An 18,746-nucleotide genomic window follows, 5' to 3' on the forward strand; every position below is an offset into this window, starting at 1 on the left:
GATAATAATTTGAACTTGAAGATAAGATGTTTATTATGGATTCACATCAATGATGATGGGCTGATTTGCATATTCGTATAAAAAATCTAGATTACTCGAATTGACATAAGTAGTTCCATTATTTTCAAGAATCCCATAACTTTCGTGTATGTGCCCAAAGATATGATATTGTGGCTTCACCTCTTCAACTCTTACTGTTAAATGTGGACAACCACATGACTCTGCTCTCCTGTTCTGATCTAAAATATGCTGTGGTGGCACATGGGTGATCAGAATATCGGTATCATCAGGTATCTCATTCCAATGTTTACAAATACTTTTTTCACTACGATTAAAGGCCCAATTATAAAACCAGGGCTGAACCGGCGATCCCCATAACTTCAGGCTTTCTATCTCAACACCGGAATCATTCAAATAAATCACCCCTTTGGGTATCATTTTTTTAATTTCTTTCGATGTGGCCTGCTCTAAAAAGAAATCATGATTACCAGCAATCAACACTTTATACTGATAATCGAGAGATGAAAACCAATTTAAAAAATCGGTGATTTGCGCTCTAGTCCCCATCTCACTCATATCACCAGCATGAATAATCATATCAGCTTCTGCCAACTTTACATCTTGATGCCTACCATGTGTATCCGAGATACAGATTATTCTCATATCCTTTTCTTATCCTTAAATTTAGATTTCGAAGTTATTCATTTCATTTATGATTCAAAAATAAAGGTGATCCACATTATGAACCACCTTAAATTTAAATATATTTCTATTCAATCTCCAAAACCTACTTTCCGATACAAAAGTTCTTAAATATATTCCCAAGAACCTCATCCGTAGATATATTCCCTGTGATCTCACCCAGGAAGTGCAGGCATTCGCGAATATCCTGAGCCAGGAAGTCGGTTGGGATCATGTTGACCAAACCGTCGTTTACGCGCTGGATGCTGCCAAGAGCAGAATTCAGGGCTTCGAAATGGCGGGCATTGGTCACAATCACATCCTGTTCGTTCAGGGTATCCATATTCACCACTTTCAAGAGTTCAGTAGCCAGCTCGTCGGTATGGATTTGTTCTTTGGCTGAGATAAACATCAACTTGTCTTCTTCATTCAAGCCAATTAGTTGCTTGCTCAATGCTTCGGTATCCTTACACAGGTCAATCTTATTCAGGCAAACAATCAATTTCTGTTGATCTCGATCGATGGTCTCATTCACTTTTGCGATAGATTCGTTCAACATATCAACCGGACGGTTAGCATCGATCAAAAGCATCACGATTTGAGCCTGGCGCATCTTCTGGAAGGTACGCTCAATACCCATATTCTCAATTTTATCGAGGGTGGTACGGATACCTGCCGTATCGATAAATCGGAAGGTCACACCGCCCAGGTTGATGGTATCCTCAATCACATCGCGGGTTGTCCCTTCAATATCCGAAACAATGGCCTTATCCTCCTTTAGCAAGGCATTCAAAAGGGTTGATTTTCCCACATTGGTATTCCCTACTATGGCAACGGGAACCCCATTTTTAATGGCATTCCCCAGCTCAAAGGAATTCACCAATTTATTGATGATGTTTTCAATTTCGTTCACCAAAGCCTGCAATTGGGTTCTGTCAGCAAACTCCACATCCTCTTCACCAAAGTCGAGCTCCAGCTCTATCATTGAGATGAAATGAAGTAATCGTCCACGTAGGTTAGCAATCTCATTGGAAAAGCCACCGCGCATTTGCTGTAAAGCAACCTTATGGGCCGATGCCGAAGAGGAAGCAATCAAATCGGCCACAGCCTCAGCCTGCGACAAGTCCATCTTCCCATTTAAAAAAGCACGCTGGGTATATTCACCCGGATTGGCCATTCGGGCACCAGCCTTTAGCAAGACCTGTAAAATGCGTTGCTGTATATAGGGTGCACCATGGCAGGCTATTTCAGCACTGTTCTCTCCCGTATAGGAATATGGCGCTTTAAAAACTGTTAGCAAAACCTCATCCACAATTTCTTCACCATCCATCAAGTTACCGAAATGAACGGTATTAGCCTTTTGTTCGCTAAGAAGCTTATTTGTTTTCGATTGGAATATTTGGTCACAAATTGTTAAAGCCTTCTCACCCGAAAGTCGGATAATGGCAATGGCACCATGTCCTGTAGCTGTAGAAATGGCACATATAGTTGATTGATCGATCATGTTCAATTAATAATTAGGAATGAACAATTCATAAATAAGCTCATATCATTGTTCAATATTAGAGTCTACAAAGATAGTTGAGAATTTAGGAATTATGAATTATGAGTTAGGAATAATGAATTATGAATTACCCATACCTGCCGCAATGGCTTCCCAGCCCTTATAAGCACCAGAAAAATTAAAGAATTGATACAAATCAAAAGCAGCTTTTACAGGCTTTTTGCAACATTCTACTTTTCCTCTACCTTTGTTTTCAGTTTATGAATTTGATATACGAACAAGAATGAAGAATATTACAGGCCGCTGGTCATTCAATGAAGATTTTGGATTTGGGAAAGATGAAGGCTTTGCTGAGTTTACTCAGGAAGGCGAAAATCTAAAAGGAGTATTAGTTTATACTGAAAGAATCGAAGGCGACACGCCTTTTCGTGTGCAACAAGAGGTGGAAGGTACCTTTGATGGCCAACGATTAAAGATGACAGGCACAGTAGTTGAAATATTGGATGCTGAAGAGGAGATCGAATACCACCTGGATTGTTGGGAAGGTATTTTGAATGATAAGAACCAAATTGTGGGTCACTCTTACGACGATCACGAGTGTTTTGGTGTGTTTGTAATGGAGATGATATAAAGGATAATCCCGATTGATCTGGAGAAGTATCCATATTGAAATTAATCTGTGAAAATCAGTGTTAATCTGTGGTTGGTTCTTTGGGCTTGTCAGTTTTCGGTTATCGATCACTTTTACTCCGCTCAGTGACCATCAACAACTTGATAATTTTATGACTCAAGCCCTTAGCTTAGGCTTAGAATATTTTCATTCAAACAGGAGTGATTTCACTTTCCAATTTACCTGAAAAGTTTATCAAAAAAAAATCAGTCATTAAACTCTACTTCACAGACACTTAACTCCAAACACCCTATAAACATTGATCTTTTTGGGATTTATTTTCAAAAAACATTTGGAGCTTATAAAAAAACACACCATCTTTGCATCGCAATCAGAGAGAAACGCGGATGTGGCGTAATTGGTAGCCGCGCTAGACTTAGGATCTAGTGCCGAGAGGCGTGGGGGTTCGAGTCCCTTCATCCGCACAAAAAGGATCAACACAAAAGTGTTGATCCTTTTTTTTATCCCACAACTTTTCGACTTGATCCCCTATAAATGGATTTTGCTAGCTATCTTCTTTTCATAAACACTGGATCAGTTACATTTTCTGGGTCTGATTCAAGAATCGTTCTAATTAAGCATGTATTTTTGTTAACCGGCAAAGGATGAAACCAACCTCTGAATTCTTCTTTTTTGAATTTAAAGATCTAGCGATAGCATTTACACTCAGTATTAAATGTTGTATACAACCTGAAGGTGATGAGGATGACAAGTTTTTTTTATAGATCTGAAAAGTTATTCTTTCCTAATTAGCTTCACTCAAGCCGTTAGGCTCCTACTTTCTCCTGCAGTCGAGAAAGTAGGCAAAGAGTCCGCCGACTGCAGCACTCGGCGACCCATGACAGCTCAAAGTCTAAAAAGAATAAACTCTCTCGTCCCTCGATCACACAGTATTCTTTTCTTAACGACTTTTTCACTTATGGGTACCCCACCTGCGTTGCTGATGTCGGTGTCTGGTGCGTTCAATTATCTTGCAAATCCAAGCCCCCATACCTCAGAGGTAGCTTAGTCCAAACATCATTTCAAGTTTTTGTTTAGCACGAGATTGATCTGTGAAGTTAATTCAATAGATTAACTTGAAGATACTTATAGTGAGGGTTGAGCGGGAGTCGTCAGCCTGCCGTGAGGCGTGATAATCTTGTTTCTACAGAATAAAAACAAGGATCAGGCTGACTTGATTTTTTGCTTACTTTTTTATCGAAGAAAAAAGTAAGAGCCCAGCGGCTTGAGCGAAAAGATTAACACATATTCCCTATTTTAATCTGCATCCTACTATGGTTACAAAATCACCCTTGGAAATATATTTATTGCACTAAGACCCAACTTTTGCACCTGATCCTAAACACTTGGCAAAACAAAGACAGTCAGCTATTTTTGCCAACTTTCCATACTTCTGAATCTGCATATAAGCATTCCTTTCATAAAGCCTCTTCGCCTCGGGTTGGTTCATGCCTATGAATAATATACACCTAGAGTATCCCAATTCTTTTACCCAATTCTCTAATTCAAGCAGAATATGAGTTCCAATCTTTTTCCCTCTTACTTCGGGAGAGGCATACACTCTCTTTACTTCCATAGTATTCAAATCAAATTCTTCGATGGCTCCACAAGCTATAGCTTCATTATTTTCATAAGCCAAAACAACATGCTTTATATCATCAATTACATTGAATTGAGATAAGGGATGATTCTCACCATCCCTATTTGCAAGATCCGAATTCAGTAAATTAACGAGTTTTTTAAATTCCTGATTTCTGGAGTTTGTTCTTATTATCGTTATAATATGCTTTTGAGATGATGTACAAGGTTTTATTGTAAATACTAATTCATAAAATTAGACTTAGTCTGAATTTCCTCCTTTAACAAATCATTCCTTCATCTGAACAGATCATCCCGAGTACTATTCCTCAGCCCCATGACTCTTTGCAATATCTATCCAATGTTCAGCAAGAATTTGTGGATTTGCACCTAAGCCACGAGCCAGGTGTAATGCAACTCCCATCATTAAAACAGAAGCTTCGTGTAATCCTTGATTTGTTGGCAAGGCTCCAAATTTTTCTTGTGCTTTAAATTGGAGTAGATCATTATGTTTTCGAACAAATGCAATAGGATCATCATCAGAAATTTCAGGAATCATCAAACAATCGCCCCACTCATCTCCTAACCTGTCTGCTAATACTTCTGGAAGCTCATTGCCCATTTTTCTCCATAGCGCTAATGTTGCCTTGTCTCCAGATTCAGCCAAGCCCGTATCCAGCAGTAATTCAAATGCTAAATCAGCTATATTTTGCATCAGTTCTAAATATTCATCCTGAGCCTTTTCAAACTTATCTGTAATCTGGCCTTTAAGATATTCACCAACGCTCAAATGAGGTAATCCTAAAACTTCAGGACATCCTTCCATACAAGGAAATTCATCTCCTTGGTACATATAGTGAACTTCTTTACTTTGAATTTGACGACCTAGTGGATATAAGCGACAAGCAAGTGGACGCCCTAAATGTACACTACATCCAAAATTATCGACATATTGAGAGCATGCTTGTTTCTCCCTCCAATCTGCTTTTCCGTTAAAGCGCAAACGAATCCCTCCGTACTCACAATAAAGGTCACGAAATTCCCTAGCTGCCATTTTTTTCTCTCTGGCAAGACTAAGCAACTCCCATGGATTAATCAGTACCTGGTTCCCATGGCAGCAAGTTCCAGTTCGTGAGCAAGTAAGAGGTAATATATCTTGAATACTAAGTTTGTTTGTTTGCATTTTTATTGCTTCATTTTTGATATTACAATTATGATACCTATTTGTATTTGTCGCAAGCCCCACACACTCATTTCAACACTGATTGTCAGACACATAAAAACACTCAGTCAACTTGGCTTGATCTTTAAATGGGATTACCAACAACAAGTCAAATAGTTAATCAATTGCAAAATTATTAAAACATTATTTAAAATCACAAAGCTATCAAATTCCATAAAATGATATTTCCTATTTTTCATGAATTCGCGATAGTTGGCTTAATAGCAATTAACATGTGATGCAATGCCCACCTGGCCCTTAGTTGATCTATGTTTTATGATTCAGCTGTTGTTTATTTACTCCGCAACAGTTTTCAAATGCCGACTGACCGTCTATGGAACAGCCGCATATGGTCTCGTCATTTTGGTTTAATCTCGAGATATAGCAACAGAGTAAATTAGATCCAACAAGAGGAGTATATGTTACAGCAAATCAATCTAACACTGATTTTTTTCAACAAGAATAGACCTTTTAATTCTTTACAGCATCGCCCAATAAGAGTGGCAATTGAATAGCCAGACTCACGGCCTCATCCATCGATCCGAATTCTGTATCCTTAAGATAAAAAATATGTCACAGGCCAAATAATGACGGACAAAACAACTTGCTTACTAGTATGCATATTATACATTTTCGGGTTTGGCGATCATATAACTTATAAGTCAATATGGGTGCCTCATTCAGAACTAATCTCGTTCATTTTTCATCCTTCCAAACCTGATAGACTAAACACCTGATTATTTATTAAAAAATCAAATTATCCACATCTTATATAAATAAACATGGAATAGAAAGAAGCCATACATTAAATTAAAAAAAAATTGATATTTTAGTTTAATGAAAGAACTCTCTACTCTAAGATCAAACATACTCGAATTACTATATAAAGGCACACCAGAAACAGTTTTATTAAATAAAATTGTTAAAAATGCCCAGGATTATGCTCCTGACTCAATCTGTGCTATACTATGCATTGACGAAGAAGGGAAGCACTTATTACATGGGGCAGCGCCCAATCTTCCAGACTTTTACAATAAGGCCGTACATGGAATACCCGTCGGATTTGGAATCGGATCATGCGGAACTGCAGCCTATACGGGCGAAAGAGTCATTGTAGAGGATATCAGCACACATCCTTACTGGGTAGAAGCCAAGGAAATAGCACAAAAAGCCAATTTAGCCTCCTGCTGGTCTCAACCCATAAAGGATCCTTCAGGAAAAATATTAGGCACTTTTGCGATCTATCATCAATCCATTCATAGCCCAAGTACTTCAGATCTTCGTCTAATCTTAAGCTTAGCAAATCTAACTGCAATTGTTATCGATCGCTGCAGAATGATCAGCCGATTAGAAGATAGTGAAAATAAATTCAAAACGCTAGCAAATGCCAGTTATGAAGCCGTTTGCATTCTTGATGAAGATAAAATTATAGAGGTCAATCAGAGAGCTGAAAAAATGACGGGTTATTCGGAATTCGAATTATCTAATATGTCAATTTATGATTTTATTCCTGAAGAAAACTGGGACAGACAGTACAATGGTAAAACTAAATACCACTTTGAAACTATTGGTGTAAAAAGAGATGGAACCAAAATAAATATTATTGTAAATGTTAAGAATTCCATTTTTAATAACAAATCGGTCTCACTCCTCTCTATTAATGATATTACAAGCCTGAAACAAACCGAAACAGAATTAAAAATCTTGTCTCAATCTGTTATTCAAAGCCCTGTATCAGTAGTTGTAACAGATTACGACGGGAAAATAGAGTTTGTAAACCCCAAATTCGTTAAACTATCAGGCTATGCTCTGCATGAAGTAAAAGGTGAAAATCCAAGATTATTAAGTTCAGGGAACACTTTTACAGAAACCTATCAGGATTTATGGAAAACAATTAAGTCTGGCCAGGAGTGGAAAGGTGAATTGCAGAATAAAAAAAAGAACGGTGAATTGTTTTGGGAACTTGCCTCTATTTCAGCCTTAAAAAATAGACAAGGAGAGATTACACATTTTATCGCTGTTAAAGAAGATATTACCGAACAAAAACGTCATCAAACGATTCAACAAATCATTCTCAACATATCGAATGCTGTTTTTACGCATAACACCTTATTTGACTTTATTGAATACATACGTCTCGAACTCGGCAGGTTGATTAATACAACCAACTTTTTTGTTGCCCTATATGATGACACAACCGAAACCTTCCATTTGCCTTATATGAATGATGAATTAGATTCTATAGAATCTTTTCCAAAAGGTAAAACCATTTCTGGATGGGTAGTTGATCATAACACATCGCTTTTAGCAGACCATCAAGAACTGAAAGAAATGGCATCTAGAGGCGAAGTGGAACTACTAGGTGCACCCTCTAAAATTTGGCTTGGAATGCCTTTGAAAGGGCCTGATAAGGTTATTGGTGTACTCGCCATTCAAAGTTATGACGACGAAAACACTGTTACAGAGAAAGATAAGGAAGTACTTGAATTAATTTCACATCAAATTAGTATTTCTATACAGAAAAAACGAAACGAAGATAATTTACATAAAGCCTTATATCAAGCTAAAGAGTCCGATCGATTAAAATCGTCTTTCTTAGCGACTATGTCGCATGAATTGCGTACACCCTTAAATGCTGTTCTGGGATTCTCTCAATTGGTAGACCTTGACACACCCATTGAAACTGCAGTTGATTTCTGTAAAACCATTAATCAGAGTGGTTTTCAACTCCTGGGTCTTGTCGAAGATCTATTTGATATTTCTTCAATCGAATCTGGGAATATAAAAATCGAATGTAAAGATTACCCTCTAGCAGCTATTCTTTACGAGATTAAAGATCTAATTAAAGCTGAGCAATATGCCTTAAACAAAACCCATCTTGAATTAAAACTAGTTCTCCCTGCAGATGCATCCTTGTATATGATCAATACAGACCCCAAACGCTTTAAACAAATCTTTTTAAATCTCTTAAAAAATGCCTTAAAATTTACAGAAAAAGGTCAGGTTGAATTCGGGTTTTATAAAGATAACAATGGATCAGTATCGCTCGTTAAGTTCTATGTAAAGGATACAGGTATTGGAATTTCTGATGAAACTCAGGAGAGTATCTTTGATATGTTTCGCCAGGCCAATGAGACCAGCTCTAGAAAGTACGATGGTATGGGCATTGGTTTATCTATCTCAAAGAAATTAGTAGAACTTATTGGTGGTCAAATATCATTGACATCAAAACTGAACGAAGGTTCAACTTTTTATTTTACCCATCCAAACGTTCGAATTGAACAGAGTGCTTTAAACGCCAATTAGGTCAATTAAAAACCTATATTTTTTAACTGAAAAACAAGACTACAGATCTTTAGAAATAAAAGCCATTGCTAAGTTCAACTTAGACAATGGCTTTTGTTCTTTTAATATAAGTAACAAATTAATCTTTTTGTAACATTTTTAATAAGATTTCAGCCACAAGAGCCGATGATGCAGGATTTTGTCCTGTAATCAGATTTCCATCCTGGACAGCATAAGCCTCCCAAGTTTTTCCACGACTGTAGATACCACCATGCTCTTTAAGCATATCTTCTACCAAGAATGGAACGACATTAGTCAACTGAACCGCTTCCTCTTCCTCGTTTGTAAATCCGGTAACCTTCTTACCTTTCACTAAGAACTCACCATTTGCATCTTTCACATGTTTTAATGCTGCTGGAGCATGACACACAAAGGCAACTGGTTTGTTTGCTGCATAAAAATCCTGAATCAATTTCGCTGAAGTTTTATCCTCTGCTAAATCCCAAAGCGGTCCATGACCACCTGGATAAAAAACAGCATCGTAGTCTTCAAAATTAATATCGGCAAGGGCTATTGTTTCATTAATCATTTTCTGAACAGCCTCATCTTTACTAAAACGCTCCGTATCTTCCGTTACATTCTGAGGCAAATTCGAGGTTGGATCGATAGGTGCTACTCCCCCCTTAGGTGTTGCTATAGTAATCTTTACTCCAGCATCTGCAAGAGCGTAATAGGGGTTGGCAAATTCTTCAATCCAAAATCCTGTTTTATGTCCGGTATCCCCCATCTGAGAATGAGAGGTCAGCACAAATAAAATATTTATAACTCCAGTTTTAATTAACATGCTATTTGTATTTAATGGTTTATAATTGATTAAATCTTAACAATCATTTTTCCTTTGTTTTTGCCTTCGAAAAGATCGATGAAAGCCTGAGGCGTCTTCTCAAATCCCTCCACTATTGTTTCTGTAGAAATCAGTTCCCCTACCTTCAACCACTTGGCCAAATGAGAAATAGCTTCAGTATATTTGTCCTGAAAGTTGAAGACAATAAAGCCTTGCATCAATACTGAATTTTTAATCAAAATAGGCTGAATTCTTGGCCCCATAGGCATAGATGTCGCGTTATAAAGTGAAATAGCCCCACAAACAATAATCCTTGCAAATCGATTCACATTCAGCATCACCCCATCAGAAACTTCACCGCCTACATTGTCGAAATATACATCAACACCATTGGGGCAAGCTTCTGCAATGGCCTGATTCATATCTGTGGTTGTTTTGTAATTGATCGCTTCATCAAAACCATATTCTGCTTTCAATTGCTCAACTTTTTCGTCGGTACCTGCAATACCTACCACACGGCAACCTAATAATTTAGCAATCTGACCAACAACGCTACCAACTGCACCTGCTGCTCCAGAAACCACAACAGTCTCCCCTTCTTTGGGTTTACCAATTTCTGTCAAACCTAAGTAGGCAGTCAAACCTGTCATACCCAGTACACCTAAATAAGCGGATAAAGGGGCCATATTGGGATCAAGCTTCATCAAGTCTTCACCATTGTGATTCTGATATTCTTTCCATTCCAGCATACCCGTCACAAACTCGCCTTTACTGAATCCCTCGTGCTTAGATCCAACAACTTCAGCCACCATACCTGAACTCATCGCTTGGTTCAACTCAAAAGGCTCGATATAAGACTTCCCTTCGCTCATTCGTCCTCTCAAATAGGGATCAACTGAAAGGTATGCTGCTTTTAAAAGCACTTCTCCTACTGCTATTTGTGGTTGCTCCTCGTTAACCAATTTGAAATCTGACAATTGAGGTGTTCCAACAGGTCTTTTATTTAATTGTATTGTTTTCATGTGTTTATTTTTAATTTATTACTGTATACGCTAATCATCTGATAAATGTTCTTAAAATGTAAAAACATTTCAGCAGTTAATGAACGTTCATTCATAGATTTAATTAAAAAAATGGACAAAAGAACTGAATGCTTATAAGAAGCTTCCCAGTTCTTCTATCTTATCCGATTCTATGATTTTAAGCTTCGGTTTCGATTGTGCCAAACGATGCATAGCCTTGGCAATGGTATCTGCTTCTATAGCCCTATATTTCTTATACTTGCCTATCAGAAAGACCTGAGCAATTCTCATTACAATAGCTCCGATAGCTTCCCCTAGGCGCTGCTCTTCTCTAAAACCTTTAATTAGAGACGGCCTCAGAATATATGTATTGGGGATATGCTGCATTAAAACAGCCTGTTCCATTTCCCCTTTTGTTCTATTATAAAAAACCCGACTATCAGCATTAGCTCCTAGAGCAGAAACAACCAGAAAGCTTTCAATCCCATGCTTCTTGCATAATTTTGCAGCTGATACGGGTATTCCAAAATCTATCTGTTTGTATGTATCTTTATCTTTGGTTTTGTTGGCTGTTGTTCCTATACAGCAAAACAATTCATCTCCTTTAAAATCAGATTCAAAATGTGCTAGCTTCAAAAGATCACCTATGAATATTTCCAACTTTGAATGTTGAAGCCCCAATGGTTTGCGTGAAAATACTTTAACACACGTATAAGCTTCATCAGCTAGTAAGCGATTCAATAATAGTTTGCCAGTCAATCCTGTCGCACCAAGTATTAAGGCTGTTTTTCCCATGTCAACTCTGTTAAATTCTAATACTATCCCAAGCCGCCTGAAAGGCAATGGTCTTAAGATCATCTTTTAATTCAAAATCACCTCTTTGATGCGATGTCATTAAAAATGCCAGAGGATAAATGGTGAATGCATAAAGAATATAAGGACAAATGTCTTTGATTATCCCTTCGCTCTTTCCCCTCTCCCAAAGATTTAATAAGGGTTCGATATTCTTTAAGCCTTCTTCCCTGCTTTTCTCATCAATCATAGGTGTATTATCACATTGAGATAAGAAGTTAGATTCTTCAGGCTGATTAATTTTATAGCTTGCCATATTATACCAAATGATCTCAAAACCCTTTTTTACTGGTAAGCCTTCGGTATAATTATGAAAGGCTTGTTCACTAAAGTCAGCCTTCACTTCAAGATATAACTGATTGATCAGGTCTTGCTTATTCTCAAAATAGATGTATATAGTTGCAGGAGACACCATAGCCAACTTGGCAATTTTAGACATCGGTGCCGCATGAAAACCATGATTGTTGACCAAACTAAGAGTCGCTTTTAATAAGGCTTTGCGTTTATCTGGACTTTTCACTCGTGTTGCCATAATTTATTGACTTATAAGAGATGAGACTTGCTTAATTTTCCAGGCTATTGCTAGAAATAAAAATTGAAATGCTAATCGAATTAAGGCTGCTTTATGGGACCCAATAGCTGGCGTATCAGTGATGATATCCCAAACATGAACGGGTAAAAAAAGTAGCATCAGTAAAAAAATACCGACAGCCGCAATTTTTGAATACTTCTTAAATAAAAGAAGCAAACCTAAAGCAATCTCAACAAATCCCGACACATAAATAATTGTCATTGGGAAAGGTAAAAAGCCGGGTATAAAGGGTAAATAAAAATCTGGCTTTAGAAAATGTTGCACCCCTCCCATAATCATAAAAAGAGTAAATAAAATTCTAACACCTACCCATATTTTACTCGTCAGACTCATTATTCTGTTTTTAATTAATTCTTAATATTCCATCAGCTCAAATCAATCTAATGATTCAAATCATAGTACAAAGATATAAAATTATCCTATAAGTAAATGAACGTTCATTTATTAAAATAAAATATGTACTTTCAGTTAACGAGGCATATAATCTATCTAAACTATTGAATTCTATACCACAATGTCAATAAATATGACATTTTTCACTATTTTGACCGAGCTATATAAAAAGTCTGAACTTACACAAAACGCCCAATGAGATATCTCCCAACATTTATTCTAATCATTTTGCTATCCCAATTTAGCTTTGGGCAAAGCAAAATTGATAGTCTCAAACAGGATCTAAACCAATCCGAAGAAAAAGAGAAAGCTTATATCTATTTCTTATTAGCCAAAGAAGTTTTCTATAAAGATGCCTATCTGCTCAAATCCTATTCAAAAAAAGCGGATTCTCTGGCTGAAAAATATCAAATTGATAGTATCCGGGTTAATGTTCTTAACTTTTTATCATATGCTGCAACAAATACAGGAAGACTTAATGATGCCATCACCTACAATAAAAAAGCATTGGATATTTCAGAATCGAAACATCTAAAGAAAGAGAATATTTCATCTCATTTTTTCAAAGGCTATATTCTTTATGCCACCGGACAATCTGATAGTTCAATAAATGTATTAAATGCTGCCTATAAAGAAGCTCTTCTTAGTAAGGAACTAAAAATCCAATTGCAGTGCCTTAATACCATTGCCGCTAATCATCTCAACCAAGGTCAATATAAAGAGGCTCTTGAAAAATTCACATCGGCATATCAATTGGCTGATAGTCTAAAGCTCTACGATAAACTCATTAACCTCTCATTAAATATTGGAACAACTTTTTTATACAACGAAGAACTTGACAAAGCCATTGAATATTTTGAAAAGGTAATCGCTCAGTCAGATACTTCGAGTATTACACTTGCCTATGCATCAGCCCTGAATAATATGGGATCTTGCTATAGCCGCATGGCAAAACATGAAAAAGCACTTGAATATTTTGAAAAAGCGCTACCTGCATATCTTAAAATTAATAACAGTTTGCTAATTGCTCAAGTTTATACCAACTTAGGACAATCACATTTCTTTTTGAACAACAGCGAACTGGCATCAAAACATTTACAAAGTGCTATCCAACTAAACCGAAACAATAAATCAATAAATCAACTTATTGTTAATTTATTACTCATAGCAAGACTTGATATTTCGCAAAAAAAATTCATTCAGGCAAAATACCATCTTGATGAAGCTTTAGAGCTCACGAATAAATTCAATATAAACTATAACAAAGCTGATTTGTATCAAACCTATAGTTTGTACTATACAAACAGGGAACAGTTCAAAAAAGCACTTGAATACAAAGAAAAAGAACTAAACATAAAAGATAGCATTTTCGATATCACACGCCAACAACAGATATCTGAGTTGCAGACTAAATTTGAAACCAAACAAAAGTTAATTGAAAATGAATCTCTCCGAAAAGATATTGCTCTAAATAAGCTACAAATCGAAAAACAAAATCAAAACAACAATTATCTAATACTACTTACTTTCATCGTCATTATTCTAATTTTAATCCTACTAAATAGAGCTCGATTAAAGAAAAAATCACATCAGATTATTCAGGATCAAAAATCGGAGTTAGAGATTCTCAATAAAACAAAAGACAAATTCTTTTCAATTATTGCTCATGATTTAAGATCCCCTTTTAATGCTTTAATTGGCTTAAGTAGTCTGCTACAGTCATCTTATGATAATTTAAGTGATGAAGTTCGAAAAGATTATATAACAGATTTAAATAAAGCTTCGGAAAATGCCTATGGCCTGCTTGACAATTTATTAACATGGTCTATGATTCAACAAGGAAGTATTGTTATCCAAAGAAAAGAAGAAAACATCTCAACATTAATAAATGAATGCATTCTTCCTCATCAGGCTACAGCAAAACTCAAGCATATTTCTATTGAATATTCCGAAACTGAAGAACCCATTGTATCTATTGATCGATTCTCAATTAAAACAGTCATTCTAAACTTGATCAATAATGCTATTAAATTCTCGCATGAAGGAGGAATCATCAACATATCAACAGAAAATAAAGGTTCCAAAACGATAGTCTCTATTTCAGACCATGGTATAGGAATGAGTCAGGAACAAATAGATCAACTTTTCAAAATAGATCAAGGCTATACGACCCTTGGGACTAATAAAGAAAAAGGAACAGGATTAGGCCTCATTTTATGTCATGAGTTTATACAGAAAAATAAAGGACAGATTTGGGTAGAAAGCACTGAAAAAATGGGCTCTACTTTTAAATTCTCACTAAATAACATGCAGGTTTAAACAATACAACCTAATCAACTACAAACTAAAAAAAAAGGTCGGAACTTTCGTCCCGACCCACAAACTAAACTTGAAAAACTAAACTTGATCTAAAATTAATTATTTAGGTTCCTGACTATAGAATTTTAGAATTAAGAATCCTATCAAGCCAGAAAGCACAGATGCAATCAGCACAGCAATCTTCGCCAAACTTAAAACAGCAGGATCAGTAAAAGCCAATTGTGACACAAAGAAAGACATGGTAAAACCGATTCCTCCAAGGAAACCAATTCCAATAATCTGTGCCCAACAGACATCAATAGGTTTTTGTGCAAAACCCAAACGCACACCTGCCAGTGCAAAAAGATAGATACCTAAGGGTTTCCCTATGAATAGCCCCAAAATAATACCTAAAGATATAGGCTCGAATACCTGCCCTAATAATTGATTGTCTATAATAATACCTGCATTAGAAAATGCAAAAAGAGGCACAATAAGATAGGCTACCCAAGGATGTAAAGCATGCTCTAATCGTTGCAATGGAGAAATAACCTCCTTACAGTTTTCCTCAATCGCTTCAACTGATGACTGCGTGTGTTTATCCTTCTCAGCAATTGATGATTCTGCAGAAACGTTCCCCATTTGAGTCAACAGCGATGTGCCAGACTTAATGAATTCAAAGACCTCACTATTGGCACGAGCAGGAATAGTTAAAGCTAAAAGTATACCTGCCAGAGTAGCATGTACACCTGATTTTAACATGACATACCAAAGGAGTAATCCTAAAAACAAATAGACAGGTATACTCCTTACTTTAATAAGATTTAGACACCAAAGCAAAGCATAAATACCACCTCCATAAATCAGATACATCCAATCAATCTCTGAGGTATAAAAAAGAGCAATCACAATAACAGCACCAATATCGTCCACAATGGCAATAGAGGTGAGCAGAAGTTTTAAGGAAACAGGTATTTTATTTCCAAGTAGAATCAGTATACCCAAAGCGAAGGCAATATCAGTTGCCATTGGCACTCCCCATCCATGTGTTCCAGCACCTGTTTGATTAAAATACACATAGATTAAAGCTGGAACCAGCATACCACCTATAGCAGCGAAGATAGGTAGAGTCGCATTTTTAAATGAGGATAAACCTCCTGTAAGCATTTCTCTTTTGATCTCTAGGCCAACCACAAAGAAAAAGATAGCCATTAAACCATCATTAATCCAATGGATTAGGGTCTTACTCAATTCCCAATCTCCGAAATGCAAGCCAACGTATTTTTCCCAATGTGCCAGGAATTCCTCTCCCATTGTCGAATTTGCAATTCCCAATGCCAGTAGGGTAAATACCATAAGAACAATCCCACCAAATGCTTCTAACCTTACAAATTCTACTAAGGGGTCTTTTATGCGTTCCAGTAGTCGTTTTCTCTTAATAAATTGTATCATTCTATATTCTTTTAGTATATGTCTGCGTTAATTATACAGACCTGACATAGTAAAATAACCAAGTCAGGTCTTCGGAATGAAGGTCGATTCATTCCATTCTGTATGCTGCAAAAATAGTAGGCTCTACAAGTTTTGAAAAGGGGGAATTCCCTACTTTGATGGGAATTTCAAACAAAAAAAAAGTCGGATTAAAACGTCTTCGTTTTCTTTAAGTTTAAATATAATGATAAATCTAGAAGTTTACAATTTGATTTTTAAAAGCATAAATCACCAAATTTACGGTATTGAAAGTATGGGTTTTTTGAAAGAGGTTACTCTTATGCTTTTCAACGGTTTTAGGACTTAAAAAAGTTTTCTCAGCAATCTCCTTATTTCCGTACCCCTTACAAATAAGATCAATTATTTCCTTTTCTCTTTCAGTAAATACAGGTAGCGTAGCTTGTTCCTTTTTACGCTTTCTAAAACGATTTAACTTATCCGATAATAAACTAACGATCTCGTCGGAAAAATAGTTACCCCCATTATGCACTTTCATAATGGCCTTTTCAAACTCATCCAATTCAGAATTCTTCAACATATATGCCTCAACACCAGCCATAAGCATCTTCTCTAGATAGTCCTCATCGAGAAAAGTAGTAAGTGCAATAATTTTGATATCCGGAAATTGCTCAACAGCTCGTCTGCTAGCCTCTACACCATCAACATGTGGCATATTAATATCCATAAAGACAATCTCAGGAACTTTCGATTCAAGGAGATCAAGAAATTCCTGTCCATTTGAAGCCTCACCAATAATTTCTACATAGGGAAAACTCTGCAACAAAAGACGAAAACCATCTCTAAAAATCTTATGATCGTCAACTAAAACTATCTTTATCTTTTCCATCTTCTAGCAATTTATTCGTTCCTTTAATTAAACTCGATGTTCATTACAAAGCCCTCTCCTGGCGATGTCTTTAGCTCACAATGTCCACCTATAGATTCGACTCTCTCAACAATATTAGAAAGCCCCATCTTATCATTTCCATGCATAGCTAACTTACTCATATCAAAACCAATTCCATTATCTTGATAAGAGAGAATGATACGACCTTTTTGTCGGGACAAGTGAATACTTGCCTTATCAGCACTGGCATGTTTCAAACTATTATTCATTAATTCTCCCGAGATTCGATAAAGCATGACTTCAGTACTCTTAGTCATTTCCCCACTATATTTACTGCTATCAAATTCTAATTTCATCTCACTTATACTGTTAATCTTCGCACATAATCGGTCGAGAGATTCAACAATATTATAACGATTTAAAATAGAAGGATTCAAGTTATTGATAACCTCACCAACAGCCTGTAAAGCCTGATTTGAGAGATTTGTTATATGCTTCAACTTTTCAGCAGCGGGCCTATTCTCTAAAAATTCTTTCTCCAAAATCTTACTATACATGCCTACACTCGACAGAATCGCACCTAAACCATCGTGTAAATCCATAGCAATTCTTCTTCTTTCGCTTTGCTCAACATCCATTGTATTGCTGAGAATTTGACGATCTGCTTTTATAAGTGAGTCCATCAATCTGGCGATCAAAGTCAAACTCACAAGAAGTATAAAAAAGATAGCTACAAGTAGAAAGAAAATCTCTTTTTTAAGTCTGGAATTACTTTCATTGATATAATTCTGTAGAGCTTTTTCGTATTCCGTAAAAATTCGATTAAAGTTCAGATAGGATCGTAACATTGTACTATCCAAACTTTGTTTCTTGAGATAATTTCCAGACTTAATCAACTGGTCCAAATGCGCAATAGAAGCCTTAGTTTCAGATAATTTCAGTTCAAATTGCTCATTACTTTCGGGAGCGGCATTTTTATTTTCAGATAGAATACTCTCTAATCGATTTAAATATGAGTCAGCCTCATTAAAGCTCTTTGAAATCCCATTAAATGACAGGCTATCCCTTTGCATGAGAAAGTTGTCCATTTCGATTCTACCATTGAACACTTCAACTTCTACTTTCTCAGAATACTCAATGAGTTTGATATTTCTTGAATCGATTATTGAACTGGTTCGGAAAGTATAAATAATCCCACCAAAAGCAAAAACACTAAATAGTAGTAAAACTGAAATAACTTTTTGCTTGATAAGAAAACTCTTTTTTGTAATCATAAATTAAAGGTCTTAAATATGCTTTATTCACACGAGGCTAAACAAATTTACAATTAATAACGAGCTCTAAACATATTTAAATAACATTTTCAGGTCAAAAAGGGAAAGCTTCCTACCCCAAGTTAAAGAAACTCTCCCAAACGCTTACTACAACAATTTGCCCCCTAATATAAGCTTATGTAGTGTACGATTA

The 18,746-nt window shown here is 36.2% G+C and carries 15 protein-coding genes and 1 tRNA gene; 4 read left to right on the top strand and 12 right to left on the bottom strand.

Features of this window, described 5'->3' with window-relative positions:
* Window positions 1-33: 33 nt before the first annotated feature.
* A complete protein-coding gene (locus DWB61_RS08255; RefSeq protein ID WP_125030425.1) occupies window positions 34-663 on the bottom strand; it encodes a metallophosphatase domain-containing protein in 630 nt (209 codons plus the stop codon).
* Between the two features lie 124 nt (window positions 664-787).
* Window positions 788-2,185: a tRNA uridine-5-carboxymethylaminomethyl(34) synthesis GTPase MnmE gene (gene mnmE / locus DWB61_RS08260; RefSeq protein WP_125030426.1), complete on the bottom strand. Its 1,398-nt coding sequence runs from the start codon at window positions 2,183-2,185 to the stop codon at window positions 788-790.
* Between the two features lie 283 nt (window positions 2,186-2,468).
* Here mnmE and DWB61_RS08265 point away from each other — a divergent pair, with 283 nt between their 5' ends.
* Both DWB61_RS08265 and DWB61_RS08270 read left to right on the top strand, forming a co-directional pair.
* A complete protein-coding gene (locus DWB61_RS08265) occupies window positions 2,469-2,816 on the top strand; it encodes a hypothetical protein (protein ID WP_125030427.1) in 348 nt (115 codons plus the stop codon).
* Between the two features lie 382 nt (window positions 2,817-3,198).
* Window positions 3,199-3,280, top strand: a tRNA-Leu gene (locus tag DWB61_RS08270).
* 887 nt (window positions 3,281-4,167) lie between these two features.
* On the opposite strand, the gene DWB61_RS08275 is transcribed toward DWB61_RS08270, so the two are convergent.
* Together DWB61_RS08275 and DWB61_RS08280 are read right to left on the bottom strand one after the other, a co-directional pair.
* Complete coding sequence (locus DWB61_RS08275; protein ID WP_317124881.1) at window positions 4,168-4,668, bottom strand: GNAT family N-acetyltransferase; 501 nt, start codon at window positions 4,666-4,668, stop codon at window positions 4,168-4,170.
* 87 nt (window positions 4,669-4,755) lie between these two features.
* Window positions 4,756-5,616: a YkgJ family cysteine cluster protein gene (locus DWB61_RS08280; RefSeq protein ID WP_125030429.1), complete on the bottom strand. Its 861-nt coding sequence runs from the start codon at window positions 5,614-5,616 to the stop codon at window positions 4,756-4,758.
* Between the two features lie 876 nt (window positions 5,617-6,492).
* Here DWB61_RS08280 and DWB61_RS08285 point away from each other — a divergent pair.
* The gene (locus DWB61_RS08285) at window positions 6,493-8,961 is read left to right on the top strand and encodes a PAS domain S-box protein (protein ID WP_125030430.1); all 2,469 of its coding nucleotides are present in this window, start codon (window positions 6,493-6,495) and stop codon (window positions 8,959-8,961) included.
* Between the two features lie 118 nt (window positions 8,962-9,079).
* On the opposite strand, the gene DWB61_RS08290 is transcribed toward DWB61_RS08285, so the two are convergent.
* The 5 genes from DWB61_RS08290 to DWB61_RS08310 all read right to left on the bottom strand — a co-directional run bounded on the left by DWB61_RS08290 (window position 9,080) and on the right by DWB61_RS08310 (window position 12,583).
* Window positions 9,080-9,784, bottom strand: coding sequence for a type 1 glutamine amidotransferase domain-containing protein (locus DWB61_RS08290; RefSeq protein ID WP_125030431.1), 705 nt, complete (start codon window positions 9,782-9,784; stop codon window positions 9,080-9,082).
* Window positions 9,785-9,813: 29 nt separating this feature from the next.
* Complete coding sequence (locus DWB61_RS08295) at window positions 9,814-10,806, bottom strand: NADP-dependent oxidoreductase (RefSeq protein WP_125030432.1); 993 nt, start codon at window positions 10,804-10,806, stop codon at window positions 9,814-9,816.
* 132 nt (window positions 10,807-10,938) lie between these two features.
* Entirely contained in the window at window positions 10,939-11,601 is a 663-nt protein-coding gene (locus DWB61_RS08300) for an NAD(P)H-binding protein (protein WP_125030433.1), read from the bottom strand.
* Between the two features lie 10 nt (window positions 11,602-11,611).
* Complete coding sequence (locus DWB61_RS08305; protein WP_125030434.1) at window positions 11,612-12,190, bottom strand: TetR/AcrR family transcriptional regulator; 579 nt, start codon at window positions 12,188-12,190, stop codon at window positions 11,612-11,614.
* A gap of 3 nt (window positions 12,191-12,193) precedes the next feature.
* A complete protein-coding gene (locus tag DWB61_RS08310; RefSeq protein WP_125030435.1) occupies window positions 12,194-12,583 on the bottom strand; it encodes a DoxX family protein in 390 nt (129 codons plus the stop codon).
* A 255-nt stretch (window positions 12,584-12,838) separates the two neighbouring features.
* On the opposite strand from DWB61_RS08310, the gene DWB61_RS08315 reads away from it, so the two are divergent.
* Window positions 12,839-14,962: a tetratricopeptide repeat protein gene (locus DWB61_RS08315; RefSeq protein ID WP_125030436.1), complete on the top strand. Its 2,124-nt coding sequence runs from the start codon at window positions 12,839-12,841 to the stop codon at window positions 14,960-14,962.
* 99 nt (window positions 14,963-15,061) lie between these two features.
* Here the strand turns inward: DWB61_RS08315 and nhaA are convergent, their stop codons facing one another.
* The 3 genes from nhaA to DWB61_RS08330 form a co-directional block, all read right to left on the bottom strand.
* Entirely contained in the window at window positions 15,062-16,393 is a 1,332-nt protein-coding gene (gene nhaA, locus DWB61_RS08320; protein ID WP_125030437.1) for a Na+/H+ antiporter NhaA, read from the bottom strand.
* A gap of 232 nt (window positions 16,394-16,625) precedes the next feature.
* Complete coding sequence (locus DWB61_RS08325; protein WP_125030438.1) at window positions 16,626-17,279, bottom strand: response regulator transcription factor; 654 nt, start codon at window positions 17,277-17,279, stop codon at window positions 16,626-16,628.
* 23 nt (window positions 17,280-17,302) lie between these two features.
* Window positions 17,303-18,553, bottom strand: coding sequence for a sensor histidine kinase (locus DWB61_RS08330; RefSeq protein WP_125030439.1), 1,251 nt, complete (start codon window positions 18,551-18,553; stop codon window positions 17,303-17,305).
* Window positions 18,554-18,746: the final 193 nt, after the last annotated feature.

The organism is Ancylomarina euxina (genome assembly GCF_003863355.1).
Classification (GTDB): Bacteria; Bacteroidota; Bacteroidia; order Bacteroidales; family Marinifilaceae; genus Ancylomarina; species Ancylomarina euxinus.

Coding starts and splice junctions, on each gene's coding strand:
- DWB61_RS08310 (WP_125030435.1), bottom strand. CDS start 12,583: ATGAGTCTGACGAGTAAAATATGGGTAGGTGTTAGAATTTTATTTACT.
- DWB61_RS08330 (WP_125030439.1), bottom strand. CDS start 18,553: ATGATTACAAAAAAGAGTTTTCTTATCAAGCAAAAAGTTATTTCAGTT.
- DWB61_RS08285 (WP_125030430.1), top strand. CDS start 6,493: ATGAAAGAACTCTCTACTCTAAGATCAAACATACTCGAATTACTATAT.
- DWB61_RS08290 (WP_125030431.1), bottom strand. CDS start 9,784: ATGTTAATTAAAACTGGAGTTATAAATATTTTATTTGTGCTGACCTCT.
- DWB61_RS08255 (WP_125030425.1), bottom strand. CDS start 663: ATGAGAATAATCTGTATCTCGGATACACATGGTAGGCATCAAGATGTA.
- DWB61_RS08295 (WP_125030432.1), bottom strand. CDS start 10,806: ATGAAAACAATACAATTAAATAAAAGACCTGTTGGAACACCTCAATTG.
- DWB61_RS08280 (WP_125030429.1), bottom strand. CDS start 5,616: ATGCAAACAAACAAACTTAGTATTCAAGATATATTACCTCTTACTTGC.
- mnmE (WP_125030426.1), bottom strand. CDS start 2,185: ATGATCGATCAATCAACTATATGTGCCATTTCTACAGCTACAGGACAT.
- DWB61_RS08300 (WP_125030433.1), bottom strand. CDS start 11,601: ATGGGAAAAACAGCCTTAATACTTGGTGCGACAGGATTGACTGGCAAA.
- DWB61_RS08325 (WP_125030438.1), bottom strand. CDS start 17,279: ATGGAAAAGATAAAGATAGTTTTAGTTGACGATCATAAGATTTTTAGA.
- nhaA (WP_125030437.1), bottom strand. CDS start 16,393: ATGATACAATTTATTAAGAGAAAACGACTACTGGAACGCATAAAAGAC.
- DWB61_RS08315 (WP_125030436.1), top strand. CDS start 12,839: ATGAGATATCTCCCAACATTTATTCTAATCATTTTGCTATCCCAATTT.
- DWB61_RS08305 (WP_125030434.1), bottom strand. CDS start 12,190: ATGGCAACACGAGTGAAAAGTCCAGATAAACGCAAAGCCTTATTAAAA.
- DWB61_RS08265 (WP_125030427.1), top strand. CDS start 2,469: ATGAAGAATATTACAGGCCGCTGGTCATTCAATGAAGATTTTGGATTT.